The organism is Nocardioides phosphati (assembly GCF_014646375.1).
Classification (GTDB): domain Bacteria; phylum Actinomycetota; class Actinomycetes; order Propionibacteriales; family Nocardioidaceae; genus Nocardioides; species Nocardioides phosphati.
Genome location: NZ_BMNI01000003.1, coordinates 264,652 through 287,092, shown reverse-complemented (window position 1 = coordinate 287,092; position 22,441 = coordinate 264,652). Strand labels below are relative to the sequence as shown.

Sequence of the window (22,441 nt, the reverse complement as noted above, 5' to 3'; positions counted from 1 at the left end):
ACTCCTGACCGTGGCTGGTGAATCCAGCCGTTGTTCTTGTTCGTGACGAACAAAAGCGAGAGACCATGGCGCACGCACCCCAACCGCTGGACCTGACCCAGGCCCAGGCCGAGGCGCTGCGCGAGCGGCTGCCCCGGGTCGGTGAGAAGGTCGTCGCCGCGGTCGTCGCCGAGGTGCCGAGCTACTCCGTCGCCTTCCAGGGCCGGATGGGGCGTGCGATCGAGGGGGCCGTCGCGCTCGCGCTGGCCGGCTTCCTCGACATGGCGGTCGACGCGGCCGACCGGCCCGAGCAGGTCTTCGCGGCGGCGTACGAGCTGGGGCGGGGGGAGGCGCGGTCCGGGCGGACGATGGACGCCCTCACCTCGGCGTACCGGATCGGCACGGCGTGCGCCTGGCGCGAGATGAGCCGCACGGCGGTCGAGCTCGGCATGCCGGCGGAGGGGCTGGTCCGCTTCGCGGAGCTCGTCTTCGACTACCTCGACCAGCTCTCCGCGGTGAGCGTCGCCGGCCACACCGACGAGCTCGCCCGCACCGGCCACCTGCGCGAGCGCCACCGCGCGCAGCTCGCCGTTGCCCTGCTGGCCGGGCGCGAGGAGGAGCGGCTGGCGCAGCTCGCCGAGCAGGCCGAGTGGCCGCCGCCGTCGACGCTGACCGCCGTGCTGCTCCCCCAGGCCAGCACCCGCACCGTCCGCGTGCAGCTCGACCCGCGCACGCTCGAGGTCGCCGGTGACGCGGAGGCGCTGGAGGCGTGGCCCGACCACGCGGTGATGCTGGCCGTCGGACGCTCCCGCCCCGCGCTGCTCCGCACGCTCGAGGGCGTCCCTGCCGTGGTCGGCCCGACCGTGCCGTGGACGGCCGCCGCGACGTCGTTCGCGCGGGCGCTGCGGGCGCTCGACCTCGGGCTCGAGGGCGACACCGACACCCACCTCGCCGCCCTCGTCGTCGGCGCGGACGCCGCGGCCCGCGAGGACCTGCGCGCCCACGTGCTCGCACCGCTCGCCGAGCTGCGCGAGGGCCAGCGCGAGAAGCTCACCGAGACCCTGCGCGCCTGGCTGCTCCACCAGGGCCGCCGCGACGACATCGCGGCCGCGCTCTTCGTCCACCCGCAGACGATCCGCTACCGCATGGGACAGCTGCGCGAGGCGTACGCCGAGCGGCTCGAGGACCCCGCCTTCGTCCGCGACGCGACGATCGCCCTCTGCTGAGCGACCGCGCCCGGCCCACCCCGGCGCCCACCCCAGCCCGGTCGTACTAGCCCTCTTCTGGCCACCCCAGTCCCGGGCAGGAAGCGCTGCGGGCCCCGGTCAGGCAGCCGAGCATCGAAGACATGAAGCGGTCCCGACTCGCAGCTGTCCCCCTCGGTCTCCCCCTCGGCATCCTCGGCGTGGTGGCGACCGGCGCGCCCGCCCAGGCAGCCGCGGAGCCGGACCCCGTCGACGCGACGTCGGTGGCCGCGCCGTCCGTGTGGCGCCCGATCCCGGGCCGGGACGTGCCGACGCCCGAGGACCTCGCGGGGCAGGACCTGATGGACGTCCCCGAGCCCGCCCTGGCGGCGTATGAGCGGGCGGCGACGGTCCTCGCCGAGGCCGTGCCCGACTGCCACCTGGACGCCGCCTTCCTGGCCGGGATCGGGAAGGTCGAGAGCGACCACGGCCGCTTCGGTGCGTGGCGCCTCGGCTCCGCGGCCGTCATGCGACCCCAGCTCATCGGCGCTCCCGTGGCGGCCCGCACGCACGTGGTGCCGACGGTCGCCGACAGCGACGGCGGCACGTGGGACCACGATCGCCGCGCCGACCACCCGCTCGGGCCGCTGCAGCTCACTCCCTCCCTGTGGCAGCAGGTCGCGGTGGACGGCGACGGCGACGGTCGCCGGCGCCCCGCCGACCTCGACGACGCCTCCCTGGCGCTCGGCGTCGCACTCTGCGCCGACGACGCCGACCTCTCCCGCGCGGCCGACCGCCGGGCTGCGCTGCGCGGCCTCAACGACCGGCACGCGTACGTCGAGGCGGTCGAGGACTGGCGCACGGTCTATGCGGCTCCCCTCGCGCTCCCGCCGGTCTCCGTGCAGACCTACGGGATCGTGCTGCCCGACCCGGCACCCGCCGCGGTCCCCGAGCCCCCTGCCGCCGACCCCACGCCGAAGCCGGCCCACCACGCGACGCACCACCAGGCGCCTGCGCCGAAGCCGACCCCCACCCCGACTCCTCCGCCGGCACCGAAGCCGACCCCGACTCCCGCGCCGACCCCGCCGCCCGTGACGCCCCCGCCGGCACCCACCCCGCCGCCCGCGCCGACTCCCGACCCGACCGCGCCGACGCCGGACCCGAACGCGCCGGTGGCACCCACGGACACCCAGACCACCGCCACGGACCCGGCCACCGGGCTCACCTCCGCGGTGCCGGGCGACGCCCTCGTCGCCACCGCCTCCTGACGGACCCGACCGCACGGGGCTCGGTCGGGTCCGCGAGGCGGACCGGGAGCGCGGGCTCCGGCTCAGGCGGAGTCCGCCTCGACGCCGACCGGCGCGAGGCGTTGCAGCAGCCCCACCGCATCATGCGGCGCCCGTCCCCGCGCGTCGTTGTCGAAGTAGACGAAGACGTCGTCGCCCTCGGCCGCCCACAGCCGGCTGCGGGTCGCCCAGGTGTCGAGCGACCGTGACGAGTAGCCGCTCGCGTAGAGCTCCGAGTGGCCATGGAGCCGGACGTAGCGCAGCGATGACGTCCGCTCCTCCGAGTACGGCCACCGGCCAGGACTGTCCGCGACGACCAGTCCGACGTCGTACGCACGGAGCAGCTCGAGCGCGGGCTCGGTGAGCCAGGACTCGTGGCGCACCTCGAGGGCGTGGCGCACGGGCCGTCGCACCAGGGGCTTCAGGACCACCTGGTCGGGCGCGAGGCGGTCGTCGTGCAGCTTCGCCAGGTGCGCGAGCTCGTACGTCGTGCGCGGGAGCAGGCCGAAGAAGGCGCGGGCGACCAGCTCGTCGTACGCGAGGGTGGGCGGGAGCTGCCACAGGAGGGGGCCGAGCTTCGGGCCGAGCGCGAGCAGGCCGGAGGCGAGGAAGTTGGCGAGCGGGACCTCCACGTCGCGCAGCTGCTTGAGGTGGGTGATGTAGCGGCTCCCCTTCACTGCGACCACGAAGTCGTCGGGCGTCTCCGCGACGATCCGGGCGTACGTCGAGGGGCGCTGCAGCGAGTAGAACGACCCGTTGAGCTCGACCGACGACATCCGCGAGGCGAGGTGCTCGAGCTCGCGTCTCTGCACCAGCCCGCGGGGGTAGAAGTCACCCCGCCAGCTCGTGTAGCGCCAGCCGCTGGTCCCGACCCGGATCTCTCCCATGCGGGTCCTGTACCCAACCACTAGCGTGCACTCATGGCGAGCCCCACAATCGCGATCATCGGCAGCGGATTCGGCGGCCTGGCTGCGGCGATCGAGCTGAAGAAGCGCGGTCACGACGACCTGGTGATCCTCGAGAAGGCCGACGAGGTGGGCGGCGTCTGGCGCGAGAACACCTACCCGGGTGCCGCGTGCGACGTCGCCTCGCCGTTCTACTCGTTCTCGTTCGAGCAGAACCCGCACTGGCCGCACCGCTTCTCGCGCCAGCCCGCGATCCTCGACTACATCCGCGGCGTCGTCGACACCTACGACCTCCGCCGCCACCTCCGGCTCGGCGCCGAGGTCGCCTCCGCGGCGTACGACGACGCGACGGGCCGCTGGACCGTCACGCTGGCCTCGGGCGAGGAGCTGGTCGTCGACATCGTCGTCTCCGCGGTCGGGCAGCTCTCCCGTCCGGCGTTTCCCGCCATCGCGGGCCGCGAGACCTTCGCCGGGCCGGCGTTCCACTCGGCCGAGTGGGACCACTCCGTCGACCTGGCCGGCAAGCGGGTCGCGGTGATCGGCACGGGCGCGAGCGCGATCCAGTTCGTGCCGGCGATCCAGCCGGCGGTGGGCCACCTGACCGTCTTCCAGCGCACCGCGCCGTACCTCCTGCCGCGGCCGGACCGCGAGTTCACGCCGCTGCACCACAAGGTCTTCGAGCGGGTGCCGGTGACCGCGCGGGCCGAGCGGCTGACCTGGTACGCCATGGTCGAGTCGCTGAGCGTCGCGTGGATCTACGCAAAGCCCTACGCCCGCGTGCTGCGGACGATCTCGCGCACCTTCATGCGCAAGCAGGCGAAGGCGAAGCCGGGCCTCTTCGAGAAGATCTGGCCCGACTACCCGATCGGCTGCAAGCGCGTGCTCTTCTCCGACGACTACGTGCCGGCGCTGACCCAGTCCAACGTCGACCTGGTCACCGACTCCGTCGCCTCGATCACCCCGACCGGCGTCGTGACCGCCGACGGCGCCGAGCACGCGGCCGACGTCCTCGTGTGGGGCACCGGCTTCAAGGCGACCGAGTTCCTCGCGCCGATGAGCATCACCGGCCGGGCCGGCCGCTCGCTCCACGACGACGCGTGGAAGGACGGCGCCCGCGCCTACTACGGCATGACCGTCCCCGACTTCCCGGGCCTCTTCGTGATGTACGGCCCCAACACCAACTCCGGCGGCGGCTCGATCATCTACTTCCTCGAGACCCAGGCCCGCCACCTCGGTGCGTACGCCGACGCCACCGTCGCCGCCGGCGCGCCCCTCGACGTACGCCGCGAGGTGGAGGACGCCTACGACGCCGAGGTGCAGGCGTCGCTCGCGGGGTCGGTGTGGAGCGCCTGCCGGTCCTGGTACCGCCAGGCCGACGGCCGGATCACGACCAACTGGCCGTGGCTCGGTGTGCAGTACCGCGCCCGGGCGAAGTTCCGCCCCGAGGACTACGAGGTCGTCCCCGTCGGCTGACCCGGGTTCGGGTCAGGCCTGGGCCGCGACGCCGGTCTCGATCAGCTTGTCGACGTCCTCGACGCCCCAGGCGGCGAGCGCCTCACGGGTGTCGGCGCCCGCGTTCGCGGCCGGGGTGGTCAGCGACGGCGCGGTGCGCGAGAAGCGCGGGGCGGGCGTCGGCTGCAGCATGCCGTCGACCTCGGTGAAGATGCCGCGGGCCTTGACGTGCGGGTGCTCGGCGGCCTCGGGGATCGTGAGGACCGGCGCGACGCAGGCGTCGGTGCCCTCGAAGATCGCGGTCCACTCGGCCATCGTCTTCGTCTTGAACTTCTCGACGAGCACCGGGCGCAGGGCCTCGGCGTCGAACTGCTGCGGGGCGTCCTCGTCGAGCTCGAGCAGCGTGGCCATCGCTGCGTAGAACTGGGGCTCGATCGCGCCGACGCTCATGTGCCGGCCGTCGGCGGTCTCGTACACGTCGTAGAAGGCCGCGCCGCCGTCGAGCATGCCCGCGGCGCGCTGGTCGGCCTGGGCCAGGCCGGTGCCGACCATCATCGTGCCCATGGCGTTGAGGACGGCCGTGCCGTCGATGATCGCCGCGTCGACGACCTGGCCCTTGCCCGACGTACGGGCCTCGAGGAGCGCGGCGAGGACGCCGATGACGAGGAAGAGCGAGCCGCCGCCGAAGTCACCGAGCAGGTTGGCGGGGAAGTGCGGGCGGGACTTGTCCTGGCCGAGGCCGAAGAGGGCGCCGGCGAGGGAGATGTAGTTCATGTCGTGGCCGGCGGTCAGCGCGAGCGGACCGTCCTGGCCCCAGCCGGTCATCCGGCCGTAGACGAGCTTCGGGTTGCGGGCCCAGCAGTCCTCGGGGCCCAGGCCGAGGCGCTCGGTCACCCCGGGGCGGTTGCCCTCGATCAGGACGTCGGCACTCTCGACGAGCTGGAGGACGGCCTCGACGCCGGCCGGGTCCTTGAGGTTGAGGGCCGCGCTCGGGCGGCCGCGCCCCATGAAGTCCTTCTCGCCGAACGACAGCATCTGCCCGCCGGGACGGTCGACACGGATGACGTCCGCCCCGAGGTCGGCCAGCATCATCGCCGCGTGCGGACCGGGGCCGATGCCGACGAGTTCGACGACCTTGATGCCGCGGAGTGGACCGGTGCCCTGACCGAGTTCGATGCTCATGGGTACGGACTGTACCCGGAACGGGGCTCCCCACGTCCAGCCCTTCGCGCACAACTGGTCAGGAGTGCCAGGAATCCGGGCCGATCTGCTGCCACTCCTGACCAGTTGCGGGCGAGTCAGTGGTGCATGTGCGTCTCATGGCCAGCGTGGCCCTCATGCGCGGCGTGGCCCTCGTGCGCGGCGTGGCCGGCGTGCAGGTGGTGGACGGCGGCGTGGCCGAGGCCGCGCGCGATCATCCAGCGGTTGACGGGGACGGTCACCACGAAGGCGATCGCCAGCGAGGCCCCGAGGGAGACCCAGAAGAGCGCGTCGGTCAGCATCGCGTCGATGGCGCCGGGCACCGCGAGGACGAAGCCGTTGTCGACCAGCTCCATCACCAGGATCGAGACCGTGTCAGCGGCGACCGCGGCCCGCACGGCCGTGCGCACGTCGGCGCCCGAGCGGCGTACGCCGGTGAAGGTGAGCAGGTAGCCGAAGAAGAAGGCGAGGCCGATCGCGAGGGCGATGGAGGCGGCATTGCCCCAGCCCCACCAGGTCGCCAGCACCATGCCGAGCACCTCGCCGACCGCGCAGCCGGTGAGGCAGTGAAGGGTGGCCGTGATCGCAGTGCGCCATGAGTTCGTGTCCATGGCTCCCGAACCTATACCCCCTAGGGGTATATTCCCGAGGAGTGATCCAGATCGCCCACGGCTACCCCTTGCAACTTGTTGCATAGGTGCTCCACACTCGTCGCATGGCCCTCGAGCACGCCCTCCTCGTCTCCCTGCGCGAACGCGCGGCGAGCGGCAGCGAGCTCACCCGCCGCTTCGACAAGTCGTTCGGCTACTTCTGGTCCGCGACGCACCAGCAGATCTACCGGACGCTGGCGCGCATGGAGGCCGACGGCTGGCTGACCTCGACCGTCGTCCCCCAGCAGGGCAAGCCCGACACGAAGGTGTACGACGTGTCCCCCGTCGGCGAGAAGATCCTCGCCGCCTGGCTCACCGAGCCGCCCGCGACCACCCCGCTGCGCAGCGACCTCGCCGTGAAGCTCCGCGGTGCCTCGTTCGCCGACGACCGGGCCGGGGTGCTCGACATGGCGCGCGGCCAGCGCGCCGAGCACGAGGCCCGCGCCGCGGCGTACCGGCAGATGCTGGCGCGGCAGTTCCCTCACCCCGAAGACCTCCCCGACGCCGACCTGGACCGCTACCTGGTCCTGCGCGCCGGCGTGCGGGTCGAGGAAGGCTGGATCGGCTTCCTCGATGAGTACCTCTCCACCCACGAGCGCCGGGCCGCCGGCGTACGCGCAAAGGAAGCATGATGAGCAACAGCACCAACGGGTATCCCCACCTCCTCGCGCCCCTGAAGGTCGGCACGACCGAGCTGCGCAACCGCGTGGTGATGGGCTCGATGCACAACGGCCTCGAGGACAAGGTCGCCGACATCCCGAAGCAGGCGGCGTTCTTCGCCGAGCGTGCGGAGGGCGGCGTCGGCCTCATCGTGACCGGCGGCTACGCGCCGGAGTGGCAGGGCTGGGTGAAGCCGTTCGCCGGTGGCATGCGGACCCGCAAGGACGCCATGCACCACCGCGAGATCACCTCCGCGGTGCACGAGCACGGCGCCAAGATCGTCATGCAGATCCTGCACACGGGCCGCTACTCCTACCAGCCGTTCAGCCTTGCGCCGTCGGCCATCAAGGCGCCGATCAACCCCTTCAAGCCGAAGGCGATGTCGGCCAAGCGCATCGAGAAGACGATCAACGCCTTCGCCCGCTCTGCCTGGCTCGCGCAGAAGGCCGGCTACGACGGCGTCGAGATCATGGGCTCCGAGGGCTACCTGATCAACCAGTTCCTCGCCGAGCGCACCAACAAGCGCACCGACGAGTGGGGCGGCTCGGCGGCCAACCGCATGCGCTTCCCGATCGAGATCGTGAAGCGGACCCGGGCCAAGGTCGGCCCCGACTTCATCCTGCAGTACCGCATCTCGCTGCTCGAGCTCGTCGAGGGCGGCCAGAGCTGGGACGACATCGTCACCCTGGCCCAGGAGCTCGAGAAGGCCGGCGTCGACATCTTCAACACCGGCATCGGCTGGCACGAGGCGCGCGTCCCCACGATCATCACCCAGGTCCCGCGCGGCGCCTGGGTCGACACCACCGCCGCCCTGAAGCCGCATGTCAACGTCCCGGTGATCACCTCCAACCGGATCAACACCCCGCAGATGGCGGAGGAGATCGTCGCCGAGGGCAAGGCCGACGCGGTCTCGATGGCGCGCCCGTTCCTCGCCGACTCGTTCATCGTCCAGAAGGCCGCCGAGGGCCGCGAGGACGAGATCAACATCTGCATCGCCTGCAACCAGGCCTGCCTCGACCACGCCTTCAAGAACCAGAAGGTCTCCTGCCTGGTCAACCCGCGCGCCGGTCGCGAGACCACGCTCGTCCTCTCCCCCACCCGCTCGAAGAAGAAGGTCGCCGTCGTCGGCGCCGGCCCCGCCGGCCTCTCCGCCGCGGTCTCCGCCGCCGAGCGCGGCCTCGCCGTCACCCTCTTCGAGAAGAACGCCGAGATCGGCGGCCAGTTCCGCCTCGCGATGCAGGTGCCGGGCAAGGAGGACTTCAAGGATTCCGTGGCCTACTTCGGCCGCAAGCTCGAGGTCCTCGGCGTCGACCTCCGCCTCAACACGACGGCCGACCCGGCCGCGCTCGCGGCGTACGACGAGGTCATCATCGCCACCGGCGTCGAGCCGCGCACCCCGGCCATCCCGGGCATCGACCACCCCAAGGCCGTGTCGTACGCCGACGTGCTGGCGGGTCGCGTGGTCCCGGGCAAGAAGGTCGCCGTCATCGGCGCCGGCGGCATCGGCGTCGACATCTCGGTCTTCCTGACGCACGAGGACGAGACCCTCGACGAGTGGAAGGCGCACTGGGGCGTCGGCAACGCGACCCTCGACCCGGCCGGCCTGGTCGACCCCAAGCCGCGCACCCCCGCCCGCGAGGTGTGGCTGCTCCAGCGCAAGGCCGAGCGCATCGGCAAGGGCCTCGGCAAGACGTCCGGCTGGGCGCACATGGCCCACCTCCGCCAGGACGGCGTCCACCAGATCACCGGTGCGTCGTACGACCTGATCGACGACGAGGGCCTCCACATCACCGTGACCACGAAGGACGGCGCGGTGTCGAAGCAGGTGCTCGACGTCGACCACGTCGTCATCTGCGCCGGCCAGGAGTCGGTCCGCGGCCTGTACGACGAGCTGCACGTCGCCGACCGCCCCGGCCTCCACATCATCGGCGGCGCCGACGTCGCCGCCGAGCTCGACGCCAAGCGCGCGATCCTGCAGGGCACGGAGACCGCCGCCGCCCTCTGAGTCACCGCCCACCGCTCGTGAACCGAGCAGTACGAACCACTTCAGGGTCCTGACCCGTTCGTACTGCTCGGTTCAGCGCATCTGGCGCTCGAGATCGCGCGCAAGCTCGGCGACCACCCGGGCCTCCAGGAGCTCCTGGTGCAGCGAGGGAGCTCGCGCCACGAAGCGATACCGCCGGCGCTCGTCCGGAGTCTCGAGTGCCCGCTGCCTCGCCGCACGCATGGTGGCGACCAACCCTTCGGGTTCGCCGAGCATGGGGGTGGTGACCCGCAGGACCTCGGCGCCGGCCGCGCGCAACCGCTCGAGCTTGATCGCGTCCCCGTGCCGCCGAGGTTGCTCTTCGTGATCCGCGCCGTCGAACTCCACGACCAGCCCGCTCGTCGGTTCGGCGAGGTCGACCTCGCCGATCCTGCTCCCGTCGAGCGTGTACGCCGTCGCGTTGACGAGCAGCGCCGGCAGTCGGGCTACGCGCTCGGCGATGAATCGCGTGCGCACTTCCTGCGGTGACCGACTGAACTCGCTCGCCAGCTGGGCTGCCTCGCGCGCTTGCCGAACCCCTTGGGTGCCGCGCTTGGCCTCGATGAAGTCCCTGACCTGTTCGATCGAGGCGATCCGCCCCATGACCGACTTCTCCAGCTCGACGATCGCTTCGACCAGCGAGTCAGCCGCAAGCATCGCGTCGTACGTCGCCCTGACCGGGTCCGTCACCGGGACACCGGCCGCGACCTGGATGGCGGTCGCGTCGAGGCCGAACAACGAATAGGCCAGCCCAGCCCGACGTCGGACCCAGCCCCGGGTGCCGACGGCAATCGGGACCGGCAGCCGGGTGATGCCGTCCCTGCCCAGCCCGTCGTGGAATGCCGCTCCGTGGAGCCGGCACGCGGCCCAGCCCGTGAAGGCTCCGAGGGGCGGCAGGTGCGGGGCGGCGTTCAGGATCCGCTGCTCGACCGCGTCGACCTCGCTTCCAGCCGGCAGGTAGAAGCCGCGCGCCTTGCGGTCCCACGCCGCGCTCCGCGCAGTGCTCTGCGTCGGACCTGCCCCTGTCGAACCCACAGGCACAGGAATCTGCAGCCCCTGCGGCAACCCGACCTGCGGGTCCCAACGATGTCTCCCCATGGGTCCACCCTGTGCCGAGTCGACGCGGCCACGTCGCGGCCTCTCCACAGGGCGCGTGAACCGAGCAGTACGAACGTGTTGCGGCGCCGAAGACGTTCATACTGCTCGGTTCACGGACCGGTCAGGCGTCGAAGGTCCAGAGCATCAGCTGGCCCGGTGCCTCCGCGCGCAGGTCTGCTCCCTGACCGACCATCCGCACCGCGTCACCCTCGGCGAGCTCGACCTCACCGAGACGCGCAGCGCCGGTCGCGACGAAGAGGTGCGCGTGCGGCGCCTCCGGTACGACGAGCCGGTCGCCGGCCGCTGCGTCACTCACCCACAGCGTCGCGCCCGACGCCCCGACCGGGAGGCCGTCACCACCGACGACCGCGGTCCAGCCGCTGCCCGGGTCCGCGACCGCGGACGCGTAGGAAGGCGTCGCGCCCCAGGCATCCGGCCGCACCCAGGTCTGCACGAACCGCGTCTCCCCGGCACCGGGCGCCGCGAACTCCGCGTGCACCACCCCCGTGCCCGCCGACATCACCTGCACCTGCCCCGGCTCGAGCACGCCCGACGACCCCGTGGAGTCCTGGTGCGCGAGCGCGCCCGACAGCACCCAGGTGACGACCTCGATCTCCTGGTGCGGGTGGTCGGGGTAGCCCGCCCCCGGGGCGAGCAGGTCGTCGTTGTGCGAGACGAGCAGCCCGAACCCGAGGTTCGCGGGGTCGTAGTGCGGCCCGAACGAGAACGAGTGCCGCGTCTCCCGGCCCGCCTCGACGGTCACGAAGCGCGAGCCGGCCCGGCGTACGTCGAGGGTCATGCGACCAGTCTCCCCCACCGGCGTCCGCCGCTCGGCGTGCCCGGACCCGGTTTCGCAGTCGTCAGGGGACGAGGACCTGCAGCGCACCCGGCAGCGCCTCGATCCGTCCCGGCGGTGCCTGGCGAGCCGGCAGGTCCGGCAGCGGCTCGCCGTCGGCGCCCATGGGGACGCGCGGGCTGCCGTGGATCTCGACGACGCGTCCCCGCAGCACCACCACGTCGTCGCGCAGCACGTGGCGGCCGCCGTAGATCGTCGGCATCGCGGTGATCAGCGCCCGCCGCGACGAGGAGGCGACGACCACGACGTCGAGCAGCCCGTCGGTCACCGAGGCGTCGGGGGCGATCCGCATCCCCGCCCCGTAGTACGCCGAGTTGGCCGCGACCACGGTCGCCGCACCGAAGCAGTGGCCGATGCCGTCGACGACCACCTCGACGTCGACCGGCGTGTAGGAGGCGAGCGCACGGACCGCCGCGACGGGGTACTGCAGCACCGTCGGCAGCCACCGCATCCGCTCGACGAGCTCGACCGCGCGTGCGTCGACGCCGGCGTACACCGAGCCAACGGCGACCTGCCGCGGCTGCCCGGGGACCGTGCAGGCGACCAGGTCGACCCGCTCCACCCGCCCGCCGAGCAGCACCCGCGCGGCGCCCCCGGGGTCCGGGGGCACGCCGAGCATGCGCGCGAAGTCGTTGCCGCGGCCTGCGGGGACCAGTCCCAGCACCCCGCCGCGCCCGGCCACCAGCCCGGCGACCGAGGAGACCGTGCCGTCACCGCCGACGGCCACGACGACGTCGCCCCGCTCGCAGGCCCTTCCCACGGCGGCAGCCGTGGTCGCCCGGTCGTCGCAGCGCACCACCTCGACCGCCTGGCCCGCGCCGACGAGCACGGCGCGCGCGGCCTCGGCGGCCCCCGCTGCGGCACCGCCGGCGCGCGGGTTGACCAGGAGTGCGTACGTCACCGGAGCAGCATGACACTGGGGTCACCCCAGCGGAGGTCTAGTCCTGTCGGCCTATTTGCACAGTTGCACTCCCCAGCAACGCCCCAGAGGCCTAACGTCGAAGGATGCGCTCCCGACTGATCGAGCGGGACGCTGAGACCGCCAGTCTCGGGCGGCTCCTCGACCGCGCCCGGGGCGGTCACGGGGAACTCGTGGTGCTCGAAGCGGCTCCCGGTATGGGCAAGTCCAGGCTCCTGTGGCACGTCCGGGACGCCGCACTGCGCGACGGCTGGCGCAGCCTCGACGTCCGCGCGACGCCGATGAGTCCCACCATCGAGTACGGCGTGCTGCGCGACTGGTTCGGGCCGCTCGCGCACCGCCACCGCTCCGGCGAGCACCCCTTCGACGGACCCGGCGCCGCGCTGGCCGACCTGGCCGACGGCACTGCGCGCACCCTCGGCGACCTGGCGTACGGCGCCCGGTGGGTGCTCGAGGATCTCTGCGCCGAGCGGCCGCTGGTGCTGACCATCGACGACGCCCAGTGGCTCGACGAGGGCTCGCTGCAGGTCCTGGACCTGCTCGCGCCCGCCCTCCGTCAGCTGTCGTGCGTGCTGGCCTACACGGTGCGCGTGGGCGAGGAGCCCACGTCACCGGACTCCCTGGCACGGCTGCGCGAGGTGAGCCGCGTCCTCCACCCGGGTCCACTGACCGTCGGTGGTGTGGCCCTGCTGCTCGAGCACCACAGGCTCGACCCTGCGCAGGCCGACAGGATCCACACCGTGACCGGCGGCGTGCCGCTCTTCGTCGGCGAGGTGATCGCCCACGGCGGCGAGGAGGTGCCCGACTCGCTCGTCGGCGCCATCACCGGCCGGCTGCGACGCCTGTCGGTGACCGCGATCGACACCGCCTCGGCGCTCGCCGTGCTCGGGGAGCACGGCACCACGGGCGCGGTCGCGGAGCTCGCCGGCCTGCCGCCCGCGACGGTCGTGCAGGACCTCGCCCTGCTCTGCACCGCTCAGCTCGCCGAGCGCTCCGAGGGCACCCACCGCCTGCGCCACCCGCTGATCGGAGACGCCGTGCTCGCGGCGCTGACCGCGACGGACGCCTCCGACCTCCACGCCCGGTGTGCCGACGTACTCGCGCGTCGGGCTGCTCCCCGCTCCGTCGTGGCTGCGCACCTCTGCCTGACGACCCCCGGGGACGACCCCGACACCCGTGAGCGCCTGACCGAGGAGGGCCGGCACGCACTGTCGTCCGGCGAACCGGCGCAGGCCCGCCGCTTCTTCGACCGGGCGCTGGCCGAGGGGCCGGTCACCGGAGGCCGAGGTCCCGCTGCTCGCGAGCGCCGCAGGAGCGCTCGCCGCCCTCGGCGAGATCGAGGCCGCACGTGAGACCTGGCGCCTCGCCCGGGAGCTCACCACCGACCCGGACGTCCTCGCGTCGCTCCGCGCTGCCGAGGGCGACGCGCTGCTCGTGGCCGGCGAGCACGCCCAGGCCCGCTCGACGTTCGGCTCCTTCGACGACGTGGCCACCGACGGCTCCCACGCCGCCCACGTCCTGACCGAGCGCGCCGTCTTCGCCCACCTGCTGATGGGCTCCCCCGCCAGCGAGACCCGCGAGCAGTTCGAGCGCCTCGTCGGGGAGCCCGAGGACAACTCCACCCCCGACGAACGCCGTGCCCTCGCCGCCGCTGCCGCCCTCGCCGTCGCCGACGGCGGCACCGCGACCGACGCCCGCCGGCTCGCCCTGCGCGCGATCGACCGGGGCGCCCTCTTCGAGCACGCGAACGCCGACGGCACCGCGGTCTTCATGGCGAGCTGCTCGCTCATCTGGTCCTCGGCACTCGACGAGGCCGACCGGCTGCTCACCCAGGCGATGGACGATGCCCGCCGGCGTGGCTCGGTGCTCGAGTTCGCCAACATCGCTGCCTGCCGCGGCACCGCCCGGGCCCGGATGGGCCTGACCACCGAGGCCGAGCGCGACTTCCAGGCCACCCTCGAGCAGCGCGCGCACGGCTGGAACGCCGGCCTCGGCTTCGTGCTGGCCGGTCTCGTCGAGAGCCACATCGCCCGCGGCGAGCTCGAGAAGACCCTCCCCTGGCGCTCCAGCCTCGAGCGGATCTCCGGTGAGCGGACGCTGCTCGCCGCCTACGCGCTGCACGCCCTCGGCGACGTCGCCGCCGCCAACGGCGACCACGACACCGCCGCCCGCCGCTACGCGGACGTCGGCCGCCAGCTCCACCTCAACCTCGACAACCCCGCCGTCCTGCCGTGGCGCGCGGGTCGCGCTCTCGCCCTGATCCGCCTCGGCGAGGGCCGCGAGGCGATCGCCCTGGCTCGCGAGAACGCCGAGCGGGCCGAGGCGTTCGGGGCGGCGTACACGGTTGCCCAGGCGCTGCGGACCCTCGCCGCAGTCGACCCGACGAGCGACCGGATCGGACTGCTCCGCCGCGCGCTGGCGACGCTCGACGGCGTACCGGCCGGGCGGCTGGCCGCGCAGGTCTCGGCCGATCTCGCCGGGATGCTCATCCTCCTCGACGGCGCGGGCGCGAGCCCGGAGGTGGTCAGCCTGCTGCGCAGCGCGGAGGCGTTCGCGCAGACCCGCGGCCTGCGCCCCCTCGAGGACCGCGTACGCCGCCTCCTCGACCGCATCGGGGAGCCGGCGAACCGCCCGCCCGCCGAGGCGCTCGCCCTCCTCACCCCGTCCGAACGCCGGGTGGCCGACCTCGCCGCCAGCGGCCTGACCAACCGCCAGGTCGCCCAGGAGCTCGTCGTCACCGTGAAGGCGGTCGAGTGGCACCTGTCGAACGTCTACCGCAAGCTCGGCATCCACTCGCGCGCCGAGCTTCCGGCCCTCCTGGCCCGCTAGGTCAGTCGCGCCACTTGCGCTCGAACGGCAGCCGCCAGGCAAAGGGCGCGATCAGCTGGTGGATCTGGTTGGGCCCCCACGAGCCGGGCGCGTAGCGGCGCACCGGCGGCGGGTTGTCGAGCAGCGGCTGGCTGATCTCCCAGAGCCGCTCGACGCCGTCGGCGGTGGTGAAGAGCGTGTGGTTGCCCTTGACCGCCTCGAGGATCAGCCGCTCGTAGGCCTCGAGCACCGAGCCCGACCACTCCGTGCCCTCCATCTCGAACTGCATCGAGAGCTTCTGCAGCCGGAAGCCCGGGCCGGGCCGCTTGCCGTAGAACGACAGCGACATCTTCGCCTTGTCGGAGAGGTCGAAGGTGAGGTGGTCGGGGCCGTCGTCGCCGATGCCCGAGCCTTCGGGGAACATCGACTTCGGGGGCTCCTTGAAGGCGATCGAGATGATCCGCTGGCCCTCGGCGAGCCGCTTTCCGGTCCGCAGGAAGAACGGCACGTCGGCCCAGCGCCAGTTGTCGACGAAGCACTTGAGCGCGATGAAGGTCTCGGTCTCGGACTCCGGCGAGACGCCCGGCTCCTTGCGGTAGCCGTCGTACTGGCCGCGGACGACGTGGTGCGGCTCGATGGGGAGCATCGAGCGGAAGACCTTGTTCTTCTCCTCGGTGATCGACTGCGGGTCGAGCGCCGTCGGCGTCTCCATCGCGGCGAAGGCCATCACCTGGAAGAGGTGGGTGACGACCATGTCGCGGTAGGCGCCCGTGCCCTCGTAGAAGCCGGCGCGTCCCTCGAGGCCGAGCGCCTCGGGGATGTCGATCTGGATGTGGTCGATGAAGTTGCGGTTCCACATCGGCTCGAAGAGCCCGTTGGCGAAGCGCAGCGCGAGGATGTTGAGCGCCGCCTCCTTGCCGAGGAAGTGGTCGATGCGGAAGACCTGCGTCTCGTCGAAGACCTCGTGGATCGCCTTGTTGAGCACCCTGGCCGACTCCAGGTCGGTGCCGAAGGGCTTCTCCATGATGATCCGGCTGTTCGTGACCAGGCCGGCCTCGTGGAGCTCCTGCACGACGGCCAGCGCAGCCTTCGGCGGGACGCTCAGGTAGTGCAGCCGCAGGCGGTCCTTCGACGATCCCTCGGCCTTGGCGACCGCGGCCTTGATGCTGTCGACTCCCGGGTCGGCCCAGCTGAGCAGCTTGGCGAACTCGTGGAACTCCTTCTTGTCGTCGGCGTCGTCGCTGAACTCCTCGATCGCCTTGCGGGCGATCTCGACGAACTGATCGTCGTCGAGGTCCTCCAGCGACGTGCCCACCACGCGTACGTCGGGCAGCAGGCCGCTGCGCCACAGGTGCAGCAGGCCGGGCAGGAGCTTGCGACGAGCGAGGTCTCCGGTCGCGCCGAAGAGCAGCACCGTGGTCGGCGGGCCGGGGGTGCCTTCGGGGTTGTTCGCAGCCATGGCGTCACCCTAGTCCGCGGTGCCGGACCGGCGCCTCAGTCGCTCGCGCGTTCCTGGCGCGACTCAGTCGGCCGCGATGCCGACGTACGTCGTGTCGAGGTACTCCTCGATGCCGGTGAAGCCGCCCTCGCGACCGAAGCCCGAGGACTTCACCCCACCGAACGGCGCAGCCGGGTTGGAGACCAGGCCGGTGTTGACGCCGACCATGCCGAACTGGAGCCGCTCGGACACGCGCAGCACCCGCCCCACGTCGCGGGTGAAGACGTAGGAGGCCAGGCCGTACTCGGTGTCGTTGGCCATCCGGATCGCCTCGGCCTCGCCGTCGGCGCCGCTCGGGAAGACCGTCACCGGCGCGACCGGCCCGAAGATCTCCTCGTGGTTGACCCGCGCGTCCGCCGGTACGTCGACGAGCACCGTCGGCGGGAAGAAGTTGCCGTCCGGGTCCCCACCCACGACGCGGCGCGCACCACTGGCCACCGCGTCGTCGACGAGCTCCCGGACGCCGGCGACCGCCTTGGCGTCGATCAGCGGGCCGACGTCGACGCCGTCGTCCTGGCCGCGCCCGACCTTCAGCGCGCCCATCCGCTCGGCGAGGCGGCGGGAGAACTCCTCCGCGACCCCGGCCTGGACGAGGAACCGGTTGGCCGAGGTGCAGGCCTCGCCCATGTTGCGCATCTTGGCGACCATCGCGCCGTCGACCGCCTTGTCGAGGTCGGCGTCGTCGAAGACGAGGAACGGGGCGTTGCCGCCGAGCTCCATCGAGACCCGCTGCAGGTTGTCGGCCGACTGCGCGACGAGCGCCTTGCCGACCGCGGTGGAGCCGGTGAAGGAGACCTTGCGGAGTCGCGCGTCGGCCATCAGCGCGGCCGTCGTCTCCTTGGCGTGCGTGGTCGTCAGCACCTGGAGGACGCCGTCGGGCAGCCCGGCCTCGGCCATCACCTTGGCGAACTCGATCGTGGTCAGGGGCGTGGACTCCGCGGGCTTCACGATCATCGTGCAGCCGGCGGCCACCGCCGGGCCGATCTTGCGGGTCGCCATCGCGAGCGGGAAGTTCCACGGCGTGATCAGCAGGACCGGACCGACCGGCTTCTTCATCGTCAGCAGCCGCGAGCCCCCGGCCGGGGCGGTCAGCCACGTGCCGCTCACGCGCACGGCCTCCTCGGCGAACCAGCGCAGGAACTCCGCGCCGTACGCCACCTCGCCCTTCGCCTCGGCCAGCGGCTTGCCCATCTCGAGGGAGATGGTGCGGGCGAAGTGGTCGGCGCGCTCGGTGACCAGCTCGAAGGCGCGGCGCAGGATCTCGCCGCGCTCGCGGGGTGGCGTCGCCGCCCACTCCGCCTGGCCGGCGGCCGCCGTGTCGAGCATGGCCCGGGCGTCGTCGACGCCGAGGTCCGGCAACGAGGCCAGGACGGAGCCGTCAGCAGGGTCGAGGACGTCGAACGTCGCAGAGTCGCTCATGGCTCCAGACTAGGCATGCCCGGGGAGGACCGCGCGGAGACGAGGTCCCGCTGGGGGCGCACCCTCACGCGGCGCGCGAGGAGGCTTCGCCGGGCGCGGCGTCGACGCCCGCGCGGGCACGGCCGGCCTCCAGCACGAGCGCGATGCCCGCGGCGACGAGGGCGACCACGCCGCCGGCGACGAACGCGCCCTGCCAGCCCTGGTGGTCGATCAGGAAGCCGGCGAGCGGCGCACCGGTCGCACCACCGATCGTGAACGCGACGCCCTGCCACCCCATCGCCTCACCCAGCGACCCCGCAGGTACGGCGCGGCTCAGCGCATCGCTCGAGGCGGTCAGGGTCGGGGCGCAGAAGAGGCCGCAGACGAAGAGCAGGAGCACCAGGCTGAGCCGGTCGTCCGCGAGCGCGACCGGGATCGTCGTGGCCGCCAGGAGCGCGAGCAGGACGTTGAGCGGCACGTGGCGGTGGAGGGTGCCGTAGACCAGCGCGCCGACCGCCGAGCCGGCGCCCCAGATCGTCAGCACCCAGCCGATCGACTCGGGCTGGCCCAGGTGCCGCAGCGCGGCGACCACGCCCAGGTCGGTGCCGGTCAGCACGATCGTCGTCGCGGTGCCGGCGAAGAGGACCGCCAGCACGGTCGGGTTCCGCCACAGCGGACCCGCCGGGGCGACCACCGCGGTCGCTGGCGCGGCCGCCGTCGGGGAGGCCACGTCGGTCGCCGCGGAGCCGCCCGCCGAGGCGGAGGCACCCGCCCGCACCAGCGGCGGGTTGGCCAGCCAGAGACCGACACCGCCGGCGAGCGCGATCAGCTGGGTCCCGAGCAGCGCCCAGCTGGTCTCCAGCTCGGTCGCGGCGAAGACCCCGAGGACCGGCCCGACCATGAAGGAGAGCTCGGTGCCCAGCGCGTCGAGCGAGAGGACCGCCTTGCGGTCGGCCTCCGGGACGGCGCTGATCAGCGCCTGGCGCATCACCGAGTAGTGCGGGACGTTGGCCAGCCCGCCGACGACCGCGAGCGCCAGCAGCGCGGCGTACGGCACGAAGGGGGCGATCGACCAGACGACCGCGAGGACGACGAGCATCGGCCCGATCGTGGCGCGCAGGCCGATCCGGTCGAGTGCGCGGCCACGCCAGGGCGCGGCGATGGCCATCGCGACCGTGAAGACGGTCTCCAGCAGGCCGGCGGCGGAGTAGCTCCGGTCAAGCCCGGTGACCACGTGCAGCGTGAGCACGATGAACGAGGCGAAGACGGGGACCCGGATCATGAAGCCGAGCACGAGGACCGACCGGACGGTGCGGATCCTCAGCAACCTCCGGTACGACGCCATGCCCATGGGCTCGATGGTTGCAGTGCACAGGTGGCCCGGGCGAGCCATTTACCGGACCGTTACGGACGCGGCACCCGAGGGAGACACCGGCTTCGCCGAGGGGCTCGACGGAAATGAAGAAGCCCCTCTCGACTCATGGGGTAATCGAGAGGGGCATCACGAATGTAAGTCGCGGAAGGGCCCGCGTCAACTGGTTCAGGCAACGTGGGGCTGAGCGGGGCGCACGCGCACCCAGTGGGCGACGAGCCGCTTCTTGCCGTCGACACCCTTCTCGCGCTTCCACACAAGCTCCATGTGGTCGCGGTTTGCGAGCGTTTCAGTCATGGGCCACCTCCTGTTCACCGTTTGTTCACTTTCCAGTGTGCCACACGAACGGGCAGATCGCACCTCTTCGCGGAGGAGGTTCGCGCCACCCCCCCACCACGGCCGGAAAATCGCACTCGAGAGCGCGCATCTCCTCCACTTCGGCGGCGGGGCAGGCGGCGAGACACTTTTCCGTGACGCCCTGTCGCGCTCATCGCTACTGGAGTGCCAGACTTTCCGTGTTCCGACGTCAGGAGGCCACCGTGTTCCCCTCGCTCGCCCACGACCGCTCGGGTTCCGGCGTACCCGTCGTCCTCGTGCACGGCATCGGCCATCGCCGCCAGGCGTGGGACCCGGTCGTCGCGCGGCTCGCGACCGACCACGAGGTCATCGCCGTGGACCTCACGGGCTTCGGCGAGTCACCGGGCCACCCGCGCGGCAGCCGGCACGACGTCGAGGCGTTCGCCGACCACCTGGTCGCCGCCTTCGCCGCGTGGGGCGTCGAGCGCCCCCACCTGGCCGGCAACTCGCTCGGCGGCGCGATCGCGCTCGAGCTCGCCCGCCGCGGGGCGGTCTCGTCGGCGGTCGCCATTGCGCCCGCGGCGTTCATCGACTGGAAGGGCGCGGGCGCCGCCCTGCCCCTGGTCGCGATGCGGCTCGGCGCGCTCTGCCTGCCGGCCCCGGCCCTGCGCCAGGCGACCCGCTCCGCCGCCGTGCGCCGCGTCATCGGCTGGCCTCTCTACGCCCACCCCGATCGCCACGACGCCGCCGCGACGTACGCCGACGCGCTGGCGATGAAGCGGGCACGCGGCTTCGAGCTGACCGCGATCCGCTGCCTGCGCCCGGTCTTCCGGCCCTTCCGCGGGACGCCGAAGGCGCCCGTCACGATCGCCTGGGGCACGAAGGACCGGATCCTCCCCTACGGCCAGATGGCGCGGGCGCGACGCCTCGTCCCGCAGGCGCGCTTCGTGCCCCTCGAGGGCGCAGGCCATGTCCCGATGACGGACTGCCCCGAGGCGATCGCCGAGCTGATCCGCGGGACGATCGCCGAGGTCGAGGCTGGGCGTCCGGCCGTAGCCTGAGCCCATGAGCGACGCGTTCGAGCCCGAGGTCATCGTCGTCGGAGCCGGCCTCGCCGGTCTCGTCGCCACCCACGAGCTGGCGAAGGCCGGCAAGCGCGTCCTGGTCCTCGACCAGGAGAACCGCCACAACCTCGGCGGACAGGCCTTCTGGTCGCTCGGCGGGCTCTTCTTCGTCGACAGCCCCGAGCAGCGCCGGATGGGCATCAGCGACTCCCTCGAGCTCGCCCTGCAGGACTGGCACGGCAGCGCGCAGTTCGACCGCCTCGGTGACGGCACCGCAGGCCCCGACCGCGGCGAGGACCACTGGCCGCGGCAGTGGGCCGAGGCCTACGTGCGCTGGGCAGCGGGCGGCAAGCGCGACTACGTCCACGAGCTCGGGCTGAAGAGCCTCACCTTCGTCGGGTGGGCCGAGCGCGGCGACGGCCGGGCGGAGGGCCACGGCAACTCGGTGCCCCGCTTCCACATCACCTGGGGCACCGGCCCCGAGGTCGTGCGGATCTTCCTCGAGCCCGTCCTCGCGGCCGAGGAGGCGGGCCTCGTCCGCTTCGGCTTCCGCCACCAGGTCGACGACCTGGTGCTCGACGGCGGCGCGGTGGTCGGCGTACGCGGGTCGGTGCTGGCAGACGACGACAGCCCGCGCGGGGTGAAGTCCTCGCGCGAGGTGGTCGGCGAGTTCGACCTGCGTGCCCGGGCGGTCGCCGTGAGCAGCGGCGGCATCGGCCACAACTTCGAGCTCATGCGCCGCAACTGGCCGACGGACCGCGTCGGGCCTGCGCCGCAGCACATGATCGCCGGAGTCCCGGCCCACGTCGACGGCCGCATGCTCGCGATCAGCGAGGCGGCCGGCGCGACGCTGGTCAACAAGGACCGGATGTGGGCCTACGTCGAGGGCGTCCACAACTGGGACCCGATCTGGCCCGACCACGCGATCCGGATCCTGCCCGGCCCGTCGTCGATGTGGTTCGACGCCACCGGCAAGCGGCTCGAGGGCATGTCCGGCGTGCCCGGCGCCGACTCGATCGGCTCGATGACCCAGATCCTCGCGACCGGCCACGACTACTCGTGGTTCGTCCTCGACCAGACGATCATCGAGAAGGAGTTCGCCCTGTCGGGCTCCGAGCAGAACCCCGACTGGACCAACAAGGACGTCCGGCTGATGCTCAGGGACCGTGTCCTGGGCAAGGGCGCGACCGGCCCCGTCGAGCGGTTCAAGAGGTACGGCGAGGACTTCGTGGTCGCCGACGACCTCGCCGCACTGGTCGACGGGATGAACGAGATCGCCCGCGGGCCGAAGCTCTCGTTCGAGGAGATCGAGCGGCAGGTCGTCGCGCGCGACCGCCAGGTCGACAACCCGTTCACGAAGGACGCCCAGGTCATGGCGATCCACAACGGACGCCTCGACCGCACCGGCAAGTTCATGCGGGTCGCGAAGCCGCACAAGATCCTCGACCCCGAGCACGGTCCTCTGATCGCCGTGCGCTGCAACATCCTGTCGCGCAAGACCCTCGGCGGCATCGAGACCAACCTCGACTCCGCCGCGATCGCCGCCGACGGCTCCGTCATCCCCGGCCTGTACGCCGCGGGCGAGGTCGCCGGCTTCGGCGGCGGCGGCGTCCACGGCTACAACGCGCTCGAGGGCACCTTCCTCGGCGGCTGCATCTTCAGCGGCCGGGCCGCCGGCCTGGCCCTCGCCCGCGACCTCTGAGCTGACCGAGGCCTCCCCGAGGCGGCACACGTTGCGCGCCGAGAGGGCACATCTGGAGTGGATTCCCTCCAGATGTGCCCTCTCACGGCA

Annotated in this window: 19 protein-coding genes; 9 read left to right on the top strand and 10 right to left on the bottom strand. The window is 72.6% G+C overall.

Annotated features, from left to right (window positions below; all coding sequences use genetic code 11):
• Positions 1-65 precede the first annotated feature (65 nt).
• A complete protein-coding gene (locus IEX47_RS08625; RefSeq protein ID WP_188783593.1) occupies positions 66-1,205 on the top strand; it encodes a PucR-like N-terminal domain-containing protein in 1,140 nt (379 codons plus the stop codon).
• Between the two features lie 122 nt (positions 1,206-1,327).
• The gene (locus IEX47_RS08620) at positions 1,328-2,431 is read left to right on the top strand and encodes a lysozyme family protein (RefSeq protein ID WP_188783592.1); all 1,104 of its coding nucleotides are present in this window, start codon (positions 1,328-1,330) and stop codon (positions 2,429-2,431) included.
• 62 nt (positions 2,432-2,493) lie between these two features.
• Here the strand turns inward: IEX47_RS08620 and IEX47_RS08615 are convergent, their stop codons facing one another.
• The gene (locus IEX47_RS08615) at positions 2,494-3,336 is read right to left on the bottom strand and encodes a DUF72 domain-containing protein (protein WP_188783591.1); all 843 of its coding nucleotides are present in this window, start codon (positions 3,334-3,336) and stop codon (positions 2,494-2,496) included.
• 33 nt (positions 3,337-3,369) lie between these two features.
• Here IEX47_RS08615 and IEX47_RS08610 point away from each other — a divergent pair, with 33 nt between their 5' ends.
• Positions 3,370-4,827 carry a flavin-containing monooxygenase gene (locus tag IEX47_RS08610; RefSeq protein WP_188783590.1) on the top strand — a complete coding sequence of 486 codons (1,458 nt, stop codon included), beginning with the start codon at positions 3,370-3,372 and terminating at the stop codon, positions 4,825-4,827.
• Positions 4,828-4,839: 12 nt separating this feature from the next.
• Here IEX47_RS08610 and IEX47_RS08605 read toward each other — a convergent pair whose 3' ends face one another.
• Together IEX47_RS08605 and IEX47_RS08600 are read right to left on the bottom strand one after the other, a co-directional pair.
• A complete protein-coding gene (locus tag IEX47_RS08605; protein WP_188783589.1) occupies positions 4,840-5,988 on the bottom strand; it encodes a CaiB/BaiF CoA transferase family protein in 1,149 nt (382 codons plus the stop codon).
• A gap of 116 nt (positions 5,989-6,104) precedes the next feature.
• Complete coding sequence (locus IEX47_RS08600) at positions 6,105-6,617, bottom strand: DUF4396 domain-containing protein (RefSeq protein ID WP_188783588.1); 513 nt, start codon at positions 6,615-6,617, stop codon at positions 6,105-6,107.
• Between the two features lie 104 nt (positions 6,618-6,721).
• On the opposite strand from IEX47_RS08600, the gene IEX47_RS08595 reads away from it, so the two are divergent.
• Both IEX47_RS08595 and IEX47_RS08590 read left to right on the top strand, forming a co-directional pair.
• The gene (locus IEX47_RS08595; protein ID WP_188783587.1) at positions 6,722-7,288 is read left to right on the top strand and encodes a PadR family transcriptional regulator; all 567 of its coding nucleotides are present in this window, start codon (positions 6,722-6,724) and stop codon (positions 7,286-7,288) included.
• Positions 7,288-9,321, top strand: coding sequence for an NADPH-dependent 2,4-dienoyl-CoA reductase (locus IEX47_RS08590; protein ID WP_188783586.1), 2,034 nt, complete (start codon positions 7,288-7,290; stop codon positions 9,319-9,321). Before IEX47_RS08595 ends, IEX47_RS08590 begins: the two co-directional genes overlap by 1 nt.
• 72 nt (positions 9,322-9,393) lie before the next feature.
• Here IEX47_RS08590 and IEX47_RS08585 read toward each other — a convergent pair whose 3' ends face one another.
• The 3 genes from IEX47_RS08585 to IEX47_RS08575 all read right to left on the bottom strand — a co-directional run bounded on the left by IEX47_RS08585 (position 9,394) and on the right by IEX47_RS08575 (position 12,194).
• The gene (locus IEX47_RS08585; RefSeq protein WP_188783585.1) at positions 9,394-10,437 is read right to left on the bottom strand and encodes a hypothetical protein; all 1,044 of its coding nucleotides are present in this window, start codon (positions 10,435-10,437) and stop codon (positions 9,394-9,396) included.
• Positions 10,438-10,558: 121 nt separating this feature from the next.
• Positions 10,559-11,236: a pirin family protein gene (locus IEX47_RS08580; RefSeq protein WP_188783584.1), complete on the bottom strand. Its 678-nt coding sequence runs from the start codon at positions 11,234-11,236 to the stop codon at positions 10,559-10,561.
• A 61-nt stretch (positions 11,237-11,297) separates the two neighbouring features.
• The gene (locus tag IEX47_RS08575; RefSeq protein WP_188783583.1) at positions 11,298-12,194 is read right to left on the bottom strand and encodes a diacylglycerol/lipid kinase family protein; all 897 of its coding nucleotides are present in this window, start codon (positions 12,192-12,194) and stop codon (positions 11,298-11,300) included.
• Positions 12,195-12,298: 104 nt separating this feature from the next.
• Between IEX47_RS08575 and IEX47_RS08570 the strand changes: the two genes are divergently transcribed.
• Positions 12,299-13,564, top strand: a complete 1,266-nt coding sequence (locus IEX47_RS08570; RefSeq protein ID WP_188783582.1) for an AAA family ATPase — start codon at positions 12,299-12,301, stop codon at positions 13,562-13,564.
• Between the two features lie 82 nt (positions 13,565-13,646).
• The gene (locus tag IEX47_RS08565) at positions 13,647-15,041 is read left to right on the top strand and encodes a LuxR C-terminal-related transcriptional regulator (RefSeq protein ID WP_188783581.1); all 1,395 of its coding nucleotides are present in this window, start codon (positions 13,647-13,649) and stop codon (positions 15,039-15,041) included.
• 1 nt (position 15,042) lies between these two features.
• Here the strand turns inward: IEX47_RS08565 and zwf are convergent, their stop codons facing one another.
• From zwf to IEX47_RS18105, 4 genes are all read right to left on the bottom strand, one after another.
• Positions 15,043-16,479 (bottom strand): glucose-6-phosphate dehydrogenase, encoded by a 1,437-nt coding sequence (gene zwf / locus IEX47_RS08560; RefSeq protein ID WP_188783580.1) that lies wholly within the window; start codon positions 16,477-16,479, stop codon positions 15,043-15,045.
• A gap of 63 nt (positions 16,480-16,542) precedes the next feature.
• Complete coding sequence (locus IEX47_RS08555) at positions 16,543-17,937, bottom strand: NAD-dependent succinate-semialdehyde dehydrogenase (protein WP_188783579.1); 1,395 nt, start codon at positions 17,935-17,937, stop codon at positions 16,543-16,545.
• Between the two features lie 64 nt (positions 17,938-18,001).
• Positions 18,002-19,267 carry an MFS transporter gene (locus tag IEX47_RS08550; RefSeq protein ID WP_188783578.1) on the bottom strand — a complete coding sequence of 422 codons (1,266 nt, stop codon included), beginning with the start codon at positions 19,265-19,267 and terminating at the stop codon, positions 18,002-18,004.
• 189 nt (positions 19,268-19,456) lie between these two features.
• Positions 19,457-19,585 carry a hypothetical protein gene (locus IEX47_RS18105; RefSeq protein ID WP_268238963.1) on the bottom strand — a complete coding sequence of 43 codons (129 nt, stop codon included), beginning with the start codon at positions 19,583-19,585 and terminating at the stop codon, positions 19,457-19,459.
• Positions 19,586-19,827: 242 nt separating this feature from the next.
• On the opposite strand from IEX47_RS18105, the gene IEX47_RS08545 reads away from it, so the two are divergent.
• Both IEX47_RS08545 and IEX47_RS08540 read left to right on the top strand, forming a co-directional pair.
• A complete protein-coding gene (locus IEX47_RS08545) occupies positions 19,828-20,646 on the top strand; it encodes an alpha/beta fold hydrolase (protein WP_188783577.1) in 819 nt (272 codons plus the stop codon).
• 4 nt (positions 20,647-20,650) lie between these two features.
• On the top strand, positions 20,651-22,351 hold the full coding sequence (locus tag IEX47_RS08540; protein WP_188783576.1) for an FAD-binding dehydrogenase: 1,701 nt from the start codon (positions 20,651-20,653) through the stop codon (positions 22,349-22,351).
• Positions 22,352-22,441: the final 90 nt, after the last annotated feature.